General features: G+C 60.5%; 13 protein-coding genes. 5 read left to right on the top strand and 8 right to left on the bottom strand.

The annotated features are described in order from the left end of the window. From RIB87_RS00965 to RIB87_RS00940, 6 genes are all read right to left on the bottom strand, one after another. A partial coding sequence (locus tag RIB87_RS00965) for a GIY-YIG nuclease family protein (RefSeq protein ID WP_350142539.1) occupies positions 1 to 245 on the bottom strand: 245 nt, incomplete at its 3' end. 142 nt (positions 246 to 387) lie between these two features. Next, positions 388 to 1,782, bottom strand: a complete 1,395-nt coding sequence (gene lpdA / locus RIB87_RS00960) for a dihydrolipoyl dehydrogenase (protein WP_350142537.1) — start codon at positions 1,780 to 1,782, stop codon at positions 388 to 390. Positions 1,783 to 1,795: 13 nt separating this feature from the next. Next, a complete protein-coding gene (locus RIB87_RS00955; RefSeq protein WP_350142535.1) occupies positions 1,796 to 3,151 on the bottom strand; it encodes a pyruvate dehydrogenase complex dihydrolipoamide acetyltransferase in 1,356 nt (451 codons plus the stop codon). A gap of 9 nt (positions 3,152 to 3,160) precedes the next feature. Continuing rightward, positions 3,161 to 4,570, bottom strand: a complete 1,410-nt coding sequence (locus tag RIB87_RS00950; protein ID WP_350142533.1) for a pyruvate dehydrogenase complex E1 component subunit beta — start codon at positions 4,568 to 4,570, stop codon at positions 3,161 to 3,163. Next, a complete protein-coding gene (gene pdhA / locus RIB87_RS00945) occupies positions 4,570 to 5,700 on the bottom strand; it encodes a pyruvate dehydrogenase (acetyl-transferring) E1 component subunit alpha (protein WP_350142531.1) in 1,131 nt (376 codons plus the stop codon). The genes RIB87_RS00950 and pdhA overlap by 1 nt, the downstream gene beginning before the upstream one ends. A 187-nt stretch (positions 5,701 to 5,887) precedes the next feature. Next, on the bottom strand, positions 5,888 to 6,244 hold the full coding sequence (locus tag RIB87_RS00940; protein WP_350142529.1) for an FtsB family cell division protein: 357 nt from the start codon (positions 6,242 to 6,244) through the stop codon (positions 5,888 to 5,890). Positions 6,245 to 6,705: 461 nt separating this feature from the next. On the opposite strand from RIB87_RS00940, the gene RIB87_RS00935 reads away from it, so the two are divergent. Together RIB87_RS00935 and RIB87_RS00930 are read left to right on the top strand one after the other, a co-directional pair. Beyond that, a complete protein-coding gene (locus tag RIB87_RS00935; protein ID WP_350142527.1) occupies positions 6,706 to 7,641 on the top strand; it encodes a dienelactone hydrolase family protein in 936 nt (311 codons plus the stop codon). A gap of 170 nt (positions 7,642 to 7,811) precedes the next feature. Continuing rightward, entirely contained in the window at positions 7,812 to 8,360 is a 549-nt protein-coding gene (locus RIB87_RS00930; protein WP_350142525.1) for a Rossmann-fold NAD(P)-binding domain-containing protein, read from the top strand. 12 nt (positions 8,361 to 8,372) lie between these two features. On the opposite strand, the gene RIB87_RS00925 is transcribed toward RIB87_RS00930, so the two are convergent. Further along, a complete protein-coding gene (locus RIB87_RS00925; RefSeq protein WP_350142523.1) occupies positions 8,373 to 8,843 on the bottom strand; it encodes a DM13 domain-containing protein in 471 nt (156 codons plus the stop codon). Positions 8,844 to 9,091: 248 nt separating this feature from the next. After that, on the bottom strand, positions 9,092 to 10,369 hold the full coding sequence (gene eno / locus RIB87_RS00920; protein WP_350142521.1) for a phosphopyruvate hydratase: 1,278 nt from the start codon (positions 10,367 to 10,369) through the stop codon (positions 9,092 to 9,094). A 119-nt stretch (positions 10,370 to 10,488) separates the two neighbouring features. Between eno and RIB87_RS00915 the strand changes: the two genes are divergently transcribed. From RIB87_RS00915 to RIB87_RS00905, 3 genes are all read left to right on the top strand, one after another. After that, positions 10,489 to 11,133, top strand: coding sequence for a glutathione S-transferase family protein (locus RIB87_RS00915; RefSeq protein WP_350142519.1), 645 nt, complete (start codon positions 10,489 to 10,491; stop codon positions 11,131 to 11,133). A gap of 206 nt (positions 11,134 to 11,339) precedes the next feature. Then, positions 11,340 to 11,723 (top strand): hypothetical protein, encoded by a 384-nt coding sequence (locus RIB87_RS00910; RefSeq protein ID WP_350142517.1) that lies wholly within the window; start codon positions 11,340 to 11,342, stop codon positions 11,721 to 11,723. 15 nt (positions 11,724 to 11,738) lie between these two features. After that, positions 11,739 to 12,287, top strand: a complete 549-nt coding sequence (locus tag RIB87_RS00905) for a gamma carbonic anhydrase family protein (RefSeq protein WP_350142515.1) — start codon at positions 11,739 to 11,741, stop codon at positions 12,285 to 12,287. Positions 12,288 to 12,291: the final 4 nt, after the last annotated feature.

Here is a 12,291-nt window from a genome sequence, read left to right as displayed (position 1 = left end):
TCAATCAACGCCAGCTTCCAGGCGCGTTGCCATTCCTTCAGGCGGCGTTCGCGTTGCAAGGCTTCACGCACATCTGAAAATGGTTCGGCGTGTACCAGCGTATGAACGCTGTATTTTCGAGTGAATCCTTGTGACACGCCGGTTCTATGCTCGAAGGCACGTCGGGCGATGTCATTCGTCATGCCGACGTACAGCGTGCCGTTGCGCCCGCTGGCGAGGATATAGACATAGTAGGTCTTTTCCATCGACGGAGTGTGTCGCTCTGGGCCCCGCGGTCAAGCCGCGGGGAAGCAAATAGAAACTGCCTCCCCGCGGCTTGATAACCCTTTAGCCCTCCGGCTTGACCGGAGGGGTGGGGTCCAGGGTGTGGGGGGAAGGCGCTAGCGCCTAAGTGTGGATCACCCGGCCATACGCATCCAGCACGCTTTCGTGCATCGCTTCCGACAATGTGGGATGCGGAAACACCGTTTGCATCAACTCGGCTTCTGTCGTCTCAAGCTGGCGGGCCACGGCGTAGCCCTGAATGAGTTCGGTCACTTCCGGGCCGATCATGTGGGCGCCCAGAAGCTCGCCGGTTTTTTTGTCGAACACGGTTTTGACAAACCCTTCAGGCTCGCCCAGCGCAATGGCCTTGCCGTTGCCCTGAAACGGGAACGTGCCGACGCGCACATCGTGGCCCGCATCCTTTGCTTTGGCTTCGGTCATGCCGACAGACGCCACCTGCGGGCGACAATAGGTGCAGCCGGGAATGTTGGACGTATCGAGCGGGTGCGCGGTCTTGAGGCCTGCAATTTTTTCAACGCAGGCAATGCCCTCGTGGCTTGCCTTATGCGCCAGCCACGGCGGGCCGGTGAGGTCGCCGATGGCATAAATGCCGTCCACGCCGGTGCGGCCAAAGCCATCCACCACCACATGGCCCTTTTCGACTTTAACGCCCGCGTCTTCGAGGCCGATGTTTTCCACGTTGCCGGTGATGCCGACCGCCAGAATGACCTTGTCAAACTCTTGCGTGTCGCTTTTGCCGTCTGCCTCGATGGTGGCTTTAGCCTGCCCCCTGGCGACCTCCACCTTGGTGACCTTGGCGTTGGTAACAATTTTCATGCCCTGCTTCTTGAACGCCTTGAGCGCAAAGGCTGACACGTCTTCATCTTCCACCGGCAGAATGCGGTCCAACACTTCAACCACGGTTACCTCTGCGCCCATGGTCTTGTAGAAACTCGCAAACTCAATGCCGATGGCACCGGAGCCAATGACGAGCAGCTTCTTGGGCATTTCCTTTGGCACCATCGCCTCGCGGTAGGTCCATATGGTGTCGCCGTCCGGCTCGATGCCCGGCAGCGCACGGGCGCGGGCGCCGGTGGCCAGCACAATGTGCTTTGCGGATACGTCCTGCGACGTGCCGTCGTGCTCGACCGTCAGCTTGCCCTTGCCTGCCAGCTTTGCGGTGCCGGTGAGCACATCAATCTTGTTTTTCTTCATCAGGAACGTGATGCCGGACGACAACTGCCCCGCCACCTTGCGCGAGCGCTTGACGACTTTTTCAATGTCGAACGAGATATTGTCCGCAGACAGACCAAAATCATCCAGATGCTGAAGATGATCATAAATCTCTGACGTGCGCAGCAGCGCCTTGGTGGGAATGCAACCCCAGTTCAGGCAGATGCCACCAAGCTCGGCGCGCTCCACGACTGCGGTTTTCATGCCCAGCTGGCTGGCGCGGATAGCGGCCACATAGCCACCGGGTCCGGTGCCGACAACAACAAGATCGTATGTGCTGGCCATCGTTCCCCTTCCCTTACAGCAGCATCGTTACAGGGTCTTCGATAAAGACCTTGAACGCCTGCAGCAGTTTCGCGCCCAGCGCGCCGTCGATAGCGCGGTGATCGCACGACAGGGTGACTGTCATCATGGTGGCGGACGCCAGGCTGCCGTTTTTGACCACCGGGCGTTCTTCGCCTGCGCCCACGGCCATGATCGCGGACTGGGGCGGGTTGATGACGGCGGTGAAGTTCCTGATGCCGAACATGCCGAGATTGGAGATGGAGAACGAGCCGCCTTCGTAGTCAGACGGCTTGAGCTTTTTGTCTTTGGCGCGGGCGGCGAGGTCTTTTACCTCGGCAGAGATTTGCGCAAGACCCTTGGTGTCGGCGGCTTTGACAATGGGTGTGATAAGCCCGCCGTCCAGCGCCACCGCCACACCAATGTCGGCGTGCTTGTGTTTCAGCAAAGCGTCGCCCGCGTAAGACACGTTGCAGTCGGGCACGCGCATCAGCGCCAGTGCCGAGGCGCGGATGATGAAGTCGTTGACGGAGATTTTTATGCCGTCGGCCTCGCCTGCCGTGTTGAGCTGTTTTCTGACGCGCAGCACTTCATCAAGATTGCAGTCGATCGTGAGATAGTAGTGCGGTATTTCCTGCTTCGACTGGGTGAGGCGTTTGGCGATGGACTTGCGCATACCGTCGAGCGGCACTTCCTCGTAGGTGCCTTCGTCGTAATACAGGCGCGGGTCCGGCAGGGAGCCGACGGGGCCGCCTGACGACGACGACGCCTTTTTGGGCGCGGTGTCCCCGGCTGGTTTTTTGCCCGACGATGCACTTTCCACGTCTGCCTTGACGATGCGGCCATGGGGGCCGGAGCCATCAAGCGAGGCAAGGTCTATGCCCTTGTCGGCAGCGATGCGGCGGGCGAGCGGGCTGGCGAAAACACGGTCGCCGTCCTTGCGGGGTGCTTCGGGCACCTTGCCCGCTTTGGGCGTGACATCACTTGACCCTTCGGAAGGCCGTTCAGTCTTAGCGTCCTTCTTGTCAGGCGATGCCTGTGCCTTTTCGCTGTTCGACGGTTCGGGAGACGCCTTTGGCTTTGTGTCACTGCCGCCTGTGTCAAATCCATCAAGGTCGCTTTCGTCCTCGCCGTCTTCCAGAATGACGGCGATGGGCTTGTTGATCTCGACGCCTTCGGTGCCCTCGTCCACCAGCAGTTTGCCGATGGTGCCTTCGTCCACCGCCTCCACTTCCATGGTGGCCTTGTCGGTTTCGATCTCGGCAATCACGTCGCCGGACGCAACCGTGTCGCCTTCCTTCACCAGCCATTTGGCAAGGGTGCCCTCTTCCATGGTGGGCGACAGCGCGGGCATGAGAACGGAAATGGGCATGGGGCGCTCTTACTTGTATGTGACGGCTTTCACCGCCTCGATGACTTCGTCAACGCTGGGGAGGGCGAGTTTTTCGAGGTTGGCGGCGTAGGGCATGGGCACGTCCTTGCCGGCCACGCGGGTGACGGGGGCATCGAGATAATCAAACGCATCCTGCATCAGGATCGCGGATATTTCCGAGCCGATGCCGCAGATGCTCCAGCCTTCTTCGACGGTTACACAGCGGTTGGTTTTCTTGACGCTGTCGATCACGGCCTGCTTGTCCAGCGGCCTGATGGTGCGCAGGTCAATCACCTCCGCGTTGATGCCTGCTTCTTCCAGCGCAGGCAGGGCGTCCATCACATAGGTCAGCGCGTGCGAATGCGACACGATGGTCACGTCGGTGCCTTCCTTGAGCACTTTCGCCTTGCCGATGGGTACGATCCAATCGTCCGTGTCCGGCACATCAAAGCTCTTGCCGTACATCACCTCGTTTTCAAGGAAAATCACGGGGTTGGGATCGCGGATGGCGGCCTTGAGAAGGCCCTTTGCGTCAGCCGCTGAATACGGCGCAATGACGACGAGGCCGGGAATGTGCGCGTACCACGCGGCATAGTCCTGGCTGTGCTGGGCACCCACGCGCGCGGCGGGGCCGTTGGGGCCGCGGAACACAATCGGGCAGCCGATTTTGCCACCAGCCATGTAGCGGGTTTTGGCGGCGGAGTTGATGATCTGGTCAATCGCCTGCATGGCGAAGTTGAACGTCATGAACTCCACGATGGGGCGCAGGCCCGCAAACGCGGCGCCGACGCCGATGCCGGCAAAACCGTGTTCGGTAATGGGTGTGTCGATGACGCGCCGCGCGCCGAACTCTTCCAGTAGGCCCTGGGTCACTTTGTAGGCGCCCTGATATTCGGCCACCTCCTCGCCCATGACGAATACACGATCATCGGCGCGCATCTCTTCGGCCATGGCGTCCCGCAGGGCTTCGCGCACGGTGATGGATTTAAGGGAGACACCTTCGGGCACTTCCGGTTCGGTAAGATCCGCCAATACCTGAGCGGCTTTGTCCTCTTGCTTGTCCGTGCGGTCGCGTTGGTCGTCGTCACTGTCCTCACTCTTGGATGAGGCGTCTGCGTCCGGCTTCTTCTCCGGCGCTGCTTCAGACGCCTCAGTGTCAATGTCGTCCGCGTCTTCGCCGTCTTCCAGCAGCACGGCGATCACGTCATTGACGGGCACAGCCTCGGTGCCTTCGGCAACAATGATTTTGCCGATGATGCCTTCGTCCACGGCTTCAACTTCCATGGTCGCCTTGTCGGTTTCGATTTCGGCAATCACGTCGCCTGCCGACACGCGATCGCCTTCCTTGACCATCCATTTGGCAAGGGTGCCTTCTTCCATGGTGGGAGACAGCGCGGGCATGGTGATGTTGGTGGGCATCAGCGCGCTCCTTCTTCGGCGGGCGCGTAGATGTCGGTCCACAATTCATCGGGATGCGGCTCAGGGCTTTCCTGCGCGAACTCGGCGGCTGCCGACACGATGTCCTTGACCTCGCGGTCGGTCTTTTTCAGGTCGTCTTCGGTGGCCCAGCCTTTGTCCAGAATGCGGGCACGCACCATGTCGATGGGGTCGTGGTCGGTGCGCATTTTCTTGACTTCATCCTTGGTGCGGTATTTAGCCGGGTCCGACATGGAGTGGCCCCGGTAGCGATAGGTCTTCATTTCCAGAATGATCGGGCCGTTGCCGTCGCGGCACCACTGGGCAGCGCGCAGACTGGCTTCGCGCACCTTGGCCACGTCCATGCCGTCCACTTCCTCACCGGGAATGTTGAACGAGCGGCCGCGCTTGTAGAGATGCGTTTCAGCGGCAGCGCGCTTGAGCGACGTGCCCATGGCATAGCCGTTATTTTCAATCACATAGATGACCGGCAGCTTCCACAGCTCAGCCATGTTGAAGGCTTCGTACACCTGCCCCTGGTTGGACGCGCCCTCACCAAAGAACGTGGCCGACACCTGGCCGTTGTCGTTATACGCATTGGCAAAGGCCAGCCCGGTGCCGATGGGCACCTGCGCGCCGACAATGCCGTGGCCGCCGTAAAACGCTTTTTCGGTGGAGAACATGTGCATGGAGCCGCCCTTGCCGCGCGAATAGCCGCCCTCGCGCCCGGTCAGCTCAGCCATCACGCCCTTGGGGTCCATGCCCTTGGCCAGCATGTGGCCGTGGTCGCGATACGACGTGATGATCTGATCGCCATCTTTCAGCGCCATTTCAACGCCCGTGACGACGGCTTCCTGACCGATATACAGATGACAAAAGCCGCCGATGAGGCCCATGCCGTACATCTGCCCGGCGCGCTCCTCGAAGCGGCGGATAAGCAGCATGTCACGATAGGCCTTGAGGGTGTCGTCTTCGCTCAGTGCGGGGTCAGCACGCTTGATCGCGTCCCATGCTGCCTGCGAGGTATCCTCGCGTTCGGCTTCGGCCTGCAAAACGGATTTGCCGGAGGATTTTTTGGCAGCGGTTTTTGTGGCCGCCGTTTTGGTTTGAGATTTTGCGCCGCGCGCCGCCATATGGGGTTCCTTGGTATGACCTGTCTCTTCGGGCCTAGTGTACCGCGCTACGGTAAACGATACGATGACGGCACGGGACCGAAACCTGCGAATGCAGCCGCTGTTTGGTCAGAAAATTGTGAGAATGCCCTCTGTGGCGAAATGCGGCGCAGATTGCTACCGGATCGCACCAAATTGCTGCACGTGCTCACTCATCCACGAAGATGGTCAGCTCGTCCGGGTGAGCGAAGCCAAGCGCAGCGCGGGCACGCTCGTCGAGCAGGTCCGGGTCAAGGCTTTCAGGGCGCAGCAGCGCCACGTCGCGCTCAAGACCCGCACGGACATCGCGGGCGGACGCCACCTGCGCCTCAAGCCCGGCGCGGACCTCGCGCATTTCGACCAGTTTCAAAAGCCCGTGGTCGCCATGCACCGCGTGCCAGCCGAAATAGCCCATGATGCACAGGCACGCGACGGGCAGAATGGCACGACCCAGCCGGGCACGCAGGCCATCGCGTTCAACGGAATAGCGGCCACCATACTGACTGGTGCGAATCGAATTATGCATTCTCATAGGCGCACTGAATCACAGGAGTGATTCTTATGGCAACCCCATAAGAGTCAGGGGTTTAGGGTGAGTCGCTGGTAGATTGAATCCGGTTGCCCTGGGCCCCGCCCCTCGGGTCAAGCCGGAGGGCTAAAGGGTTATCAAGCTGCGGGGAAGCGCGCTGATGGTCGGGTTTTAGTGTCGTGCCTCATCGTGGCCTATGGAGTCAGGTGCTCTGGGCCCCACCCCTCCGGTCAAGCCGGAGGGCTAAAGGGTTATCAAGCCGCGGGGAGGCATGCTTTGTGCCCCCTATCATTGCTTCCCCGCGGCTTGACCGCGGGGTCCAGGGCGGGTGCACAGACGACAAATGGAAGTTCACCCGGTTGCCGCATGTATGCATTCGGCCCATCCTGCGGGCAAAGCGCACTCAAAAACAGCGTTGCTGGCGCACGTCAGCAATGCGACCGGGAGGATATAACGGGATGGTTGAACTTACACGTGACCCGCGCACAGACCGGGGTGAGCGGCTGACGATCACCAGCAGTGATGCCTTTGAGTTCACGCACATTCTGAATGGCACAGCGCAGGACCAGCAGATTTTTGGCGATCTTGAGTTGCCGGATGCCGCCAAACACGGCGATGGCCCCTACCCGTGCGTTGTGATGTGTCACGGCTCTTATGGCTGGCGGTCGCACCATCTTGATTACGCCGACATGTTTCACGGCATGGGCATTGCCACCTTCCGCCCACATTCGTTTGAGGCGCGTGGCACCAGGGAGGTATCCACGACGCAGATTGACGTGACAATGGCGATGATGATCTGCGACGCCTATGCAGCGTTCAGGCTGCTGGCGGATCATCCCAAAATTGACGCCCTGCGCATTGCGGTTGCCGGGTGGAGCCTTGGCGGCGGCATGGCGGTGTATGCGGCGTGGACGCCCATCCGCGAAAAGCTGGCACCGGCGGGCCTCAGGTTTGCCGCTCACATGCCGGTTTATCCCGCCTGCCATATCAAGGTGGAAGACAATCGCTGGTCGGATGCGCCGATGCTTATTTTGATGGGGGAAGCGGAAGACTATACGCCCGCAGCGCCCGCCGTTGAGCTGGTGGAGGATGTGAATGCGCATGGCGGCAATGCCGAGATTATTCTGTATCCGGAGAGTTATCACTCGTTTGACTCAAAAGATGAGCTGGTATTTTTGCCGGACGTCATTGCCCTGCCACCGACGCGCAACGTGACGGTAACAGCCGACGGGCGGATGATGACGGACAATGGCAAGGACGTATCCACCCGTGACGCGCGCATCGAAGGGTTTGCAACCATGACCAAGCGCGGTGCGCATGTGGGCGGCAACCCGGCAATGCGCGAAAAAGCGTTTGCGGATGCCAAGGCGTTTATGTCGAAGGTGTTGCTTTAGATGGTTTGGCGTCAACACGTGGCAGGTGAGAGTGGCTCGGGAGAGCGGGTAATGAGTGTGGCGTGAGACCCTCCGGTCAAGCCGGAGGGAAAGCGGATTTTTAACTCCGACCTCCCTCCGGCTTGACCGGAGGGTCTTGCTGCACGTCATGTCTTACTGGAAACCAGGCTATGAGCACGCTCCTAATTGGCACCACCGGCATGTTGGCACCTGCATCCCGCGCCATCGCGGCACAGCAGCCCGGCGACATTGTTGTGATGTCGCGGCGTGCTGGCGGGTTCAGCTTCGCGGACGCCGCGCTGGATGCGCGCGTGCGCCCCTGTAAGACCGACTGGAAAGACGCAGCCGCCTTTTTGGCGGCGCTCGATCAGGCGGCTGAGGCGCACGGGCCTTTCACCGCAGCCCTTGTGTGGTTGCACGGGCGCGACGAGCTGTTGCGCGCGCGTATTGTGCATCACATGGCTGCGGGCGGCAGGCTGGTGGAGGTGCTGGGGTCGGCCGCCTCACGCCCCGGTGCGTTTGGTGACGTGCGGCTGCAACAGATGCAGCGCCTCACTCATGTGACCTACCGACAGGTGCTTCTGGGCTTTATGCGCGATGGCGATCACTCCCGCTGGCTGACCAATGATGAAATCAGCGCCAGCGCGATTGAAGCATTCACGTCAGACGATGTTGTAACCATTGCCGGACAAGTGGAGCCGTGGGACATGCGACCCTAGGTATAAAACTACCTACTTGTATTGCGCGGCCGTAATGAACTCGCCGAACGCCTCGCACCAAACAACCACTGTTGAGTAGGCGCTCACGTCCACACCCGGCGGCACATCCAGCAGGAACCCTTCAAAGGTTTTGACGTCGCCAATGCGCACGGCATTGTCCTTGATCGCATTGAACTGAGCTTCTGTCTCCACAAACTCGCTGGTGAGATAGACCTTGAAATCAGGCCCTGGCGACAGCGCGCCGTTGTGGACAATCTGCTGCGGCGTGACACTGACAGTGCCCTCGCCCCAATGCAGAAAATCGCTGCCTTCAAGCTCGCGGGTGAAGCTGGCTTCATACAGCGCGCTTTGGGCGGAGGCTGTCAGCGCCGCCTCATCGGGACTGTCAGGTGCGGTGAGAATTGGCAACAGGTAAATGCCAAGGGCAAAGCCCACGGCAAGTGCGCCTGCATGTGTGCCGGCAAGTGCAATCCATTTCAGCATGACCGTTGGTCCCCCGTTTGTTGAGCAGACACACTGCGCCGGGGCCCGTTCACGCTCAAGTAAACTTGTTGCGACGGTGGTTTGTGGCTCAACACCTATCAACCCGTATCTCCGGGCTTGACCCGGAGCCTACTCGCAGACGTTACCCGCCATAGCCGCCGAGAGTGGACTCCGGGTCAAGCCCGGAGATACGGATATTTCTACTTTTCAGGTCTGCAATAATGGCCGGTGAGTAGATTGGGCTAACCTCAGCCCTTGAGGATCGACCGCCCCGCATATTCCGCTGCGGGCCCAAGCTCCTGTTCGATGCGGATAAGCTGATTGTATTTTGCCGTGCGGTCGGAGCGGGCCAGCGAGCCGGTTTTGATCTGGCCGCAGTTGGTGGCCACCGCCAGGTCGGCAATGGTTGCGTCTTCGGTTTCACCGGAGCGGTGCGACATGACGGCGGTGTAGCTGGCCTTGTGCGCCATTTCCACGGCTTCGAGCGTTTCCGTCAGCGAGCCGATCTGGTTGACCTTGACCAGAATGGAGTTTGCCACGCCTTGTGTGATGCCGTCCTTGAGGCGCTTTGAGTTGGTGACGAACAGGTCATCCCCCACAAGCTGCACCTGGTTGCCGATTTTGTCGGTCAGCGCCTTCCAGCCGTCCCAGTCGTCTTCGGCCATGGCGTCTTCGATGGAGATGATCGGGAAGCGGCCCACGAGGTCTGCCCAGTAATCCACCATGCCGCCTGCATCCAGCGTCTTGCCTTCGCCGGCCAGCACGTAGTTGCCGCCTTTGTAGAACTCGGTGGACGCTGCATCGATGGCGAGGTGCATGTCGTCGCCGGGTTTGTAGCCTGCCGCTTCAATGGCCTTCATCACAAAGCCCAGCGCATCTTCGGTGGAGGCAAGGTTCGGCGCAAAGCCGCCTTCGTCGCCCACATTGGTGTTGTGGCCCGCGTCTTTCAGGCCCTTTTTAAGCTGGTGGAATACTTCCGAGCCCATGCGCACGCCGTCGGCCAGCGTGGGGGCGGACACCGGCATAATCATGAACTCCTGAATGTCGATGGGGTTGTCGGCGTGTTCGCCGCCATTGACGATGTTCATCATCGGCACCGGCAGCACGCGCGCTGCGGGGCCGCCGACATATTTGTAGAGCGGCAACCCGCAGGACTGGGCAGACGCCTTGGCCAGCGCCAGAGAGACACCCAGAATGGCATTGGCGCCAAGGCGGCCCTTGTTGGGGGTGCCGTCCAGATCGCACATCATGCGGTCGAGCAAAATCTGCTCTTCTGAGTCCATGCCCGCGATGGCATCAAAAATCTCGGTGTTGACGTTTTCAACGGCGTTCAACACACCCTTGCCGCCATAGCGTTTGGCGTCACCGTCGCGCAGTTCGGCGGCTTCATGGGCACCCGTCGAGGCACCTGATGGCACGGCCGCGCGGCCAAAGGCGCCGTCTTCCAGCATCACATCCACCTCCACGGTGGGGTTGCCCCGGCTGTCGAGTATTTCACGGGCGGTGATGTCGATGATGGCGGCCATGTGGCGTCTCCGGTGTTTTTATCGTAAGTCCCCTTGATGTAAGGGGGGGCGCAGGCAATGTGGCCGTTACATAGCCGAACCGCCGCGCGCATGGAACCCGCCAAACCACGGAACCCGACATGTCTGACACGCCAGTAAAAACCCTCCTGTGGGGCCGCAATAACTCCATCAATGTTCAAAAGGTCATCTGGGCGCTGGGTGAGTTGAAGGTGCCTTTTGAACGCATTGAGGCGGGCGGCGCGCATGGCGTGGTGGACACCCCGGACTATCTGGCGATGAACCCCAACGGACTGGTGCCGGTGCTCAATGACAACGGCACGGTGATCTGGGAATCAAACGCCATCGTCCGCTATCTGTTTGCCACCTATGCACCAAACAGCGGCACCGGCCTGCACTACCCGACCGACGCCCGCGTGCGTGCCATCGAAGAACAGTGGATGGACTGGCAGACGACGGCACTGTGGCCGGCCATGCATCCGGTGTTTCATGGCCGCATCCGCAATGCCCCCGGCGTGACCGAAGAGATGATTGCCGCCGGCATCGAGCTTGCCGAAAAGCGCCTTGCGGTGCTTGACGCGCAACTGGCGAAAACCGCCTATGTGGCGGGCAAGCGGTTTTCCATGGCGGATATTCCCGTTGGCCTGACGGTGGCGCGCTGGCTCAAGCTGCCGGTGGACTACGCCTACCGCGATCACACCATGAACTGGTTTGAAGCGCTGCGCCTGCGCCCCGCCTTCAAGGCGGTTGATCTGCCGCTGACTTAAGAAATCCTGTCACACCGGGCTATGCTGCTGCGTCTATCGGGCATGCGCCTCCATACCCTTGCGTTTCTCCGGGCTTGACCCGGAGTCCACTCTTGGCCGCTGCGGCGTTTGGCCCGGCCCGTTCTGGCGGTATTGGCACCGGTGAAGATGCCGGGATGGGGGGAGCATAGACCGCTTACAATCCTGCCAATCTGAAAGGAAACCCCATGCCCCGATTTTTGCTGTTCGTGCTGTCCGCATTTGCCGTCGCCGTCAGCGGCTATATCTGGTTTTTGCCGCAGGTGTTTTATGACAATACGCCCGGTGTCGCGATGATGGGGCCGTTCTCGCTGCACTTTATGCGCGATGTTGCGCTTGCCTATCTGGCGGGCGGGCTGATCCTGGTCTGGGGTGCGCTGCGTTACGACAGACGCCTGGCACTTGCGGGCGGCCTGTGGTTTGCGTTCCATGCGCTCTATCATGTCGGCATCTGGCTGCATCGCGGCCTGCCGTTTGACATCATCACCGCATCAGACTTTGCTGGCGTCATCGTTCCCGCCGCGCTCGCGGTATGGGCTGCCACGCGGCTCACCACTCAACCAGCACGCTAGATCAGGATACTCCGTATGCCGCATATCGGCCCGCATGTAACACTCAACAACCCCGCCTTCATTCATGACACCGCATCGATATACGGCAAGGTCACTATCGGGGCCGGGGCCAGTGTGTGGCCGCAGGTGGTAATGCGGGCTGAGATGTTCGAGATAAAAATCGGTGCCCGCACCAACATTCAGGATTTTGTGATGGTGCATGTGGGCGGTTCAACGCCGACCATCGTGGGCGAAGACTGTTCCATCACCCACCACGTAACCCTGCATGGCTGCGAGATTGGCGACAGGTGCCTGATCGGCATCAACGCCACCATCATGGACGGGGCACGGATTGGCGCAAACTCGATTGTGGCCGGGCATACCATTGTGCGCGAGGGGCAGGAGTTTCCCGACAACTCGATTATTGCCGGTGTTCCCGCAAAGCTGGTGGGCACGCGCGACAACAGCGAAGCCAACCTCATCAACGCGCGGTTTTACTATCGCAACGGGCTCAATTATGCGCGCAACATCGACCGCATGAGCGACGACGACATTGCCTACATGGTGAGTGGCGACACCGACTGACGCG

Source organism: Pyruvatibacter sp. (assembly GCF_040219635.1).
Classification (GTDB): Bacteria; Pseudomonadota; Alphaproteobacteria; order CGMCC-115125; family CGMCC-115125; genus Pyruvatibacter.
Note: the sequence above shows the minus strand (reverse complement) of the source record. Positions and strands in the feature narration are given on the sequence as shown.

Excerpts from the sequence above, each read along its gene's own strand:
- RIB87_RS00940 (WP_350142529.1), bottom strand. The coding sequence starts at position 6,244 with ATGCATAATTCGATTCGCACCAGTCAGTATGGTGGCCGCTATTCCGTT.
- RIB87_RS00905 (WP_350142515.1), top strand. The coding sequence starts at position 11,739 with ATGCCGCATATCGGCCCGCATGTAACACTCAACAACCCCGCCTTCATT.
- RIB87_RS00935 (WP_350142527.1), top strand. The coding sequence starts at position 6,706 with ATGGTTGAACTTACACGTGACCCGCGCACAGACCGGGGTGAGCGGCTG.
- RIB87_RS00925 (WP_350142523.1), bottom strand. The coding sequence starts at position 8,843 with ATGCTGAAATGGATTGCACTTGCCGGCACACATGCAGGCGCACTTGCC.
- RIB87_RS00915 (WP_350142519.1), top strand. The coding sequence starts at position 10,489 with ATGTCTGACACGCCAGTAAAAACCCTCCTGTGGGGCCGCAATAACTCC.
- RIB87_RS00910 (WP_350142517.1), top strand. The coding sequence starts at position 11,340 with ATGCCCCGATTTTTGCTGTTCGTGCTGTCCGCATTTGCCGTCGCCGTC.
- pdhA (WP_350142531.1), bottom strand. The coding sequence starts at position 5,700 with ATGGCGGCGCGCGGCGCAAAATCTCAAACCAAAACGGCGGCCACAAAA.
- eno (WP_350142521.1), bottom strand. The coding sequence starts at position 10,369 with ATGGCCGCCATCATCGACATCACCGCCCGTGAAATACTCGACAGCCGG.
- RIB87_RS00950 (WP_350142533.1), bottom strand. The coding sequence starts at position 4,570 with ATGCCCACCAACATCACCATGCCCGCGCTGTCTCCCACCATGGAAGAA.
- RIB87_RS00930 (WP_350142525.1), top strand. The coding sequence starts at position 7,812 with ATGAGCACGCTCCTAATTGGCACCACCGGCATGTTGGCACCTGCATCC.
- lpdA (WP_350142537.1), bottom strand. The coding sequence starts at position 1,782 with ATGGCCAGCACATACGATCTTGTTGTTGTCGGCACCGGACCCGGTGGC.
- RIB87_RS00955 (WP_350142535.1), bottom strand. The coding sequence starts at position 3,151 with ATGCCCATTTCCGTTCTCATGCCCGCGCTGTCGCCCACCATGGAAGAG.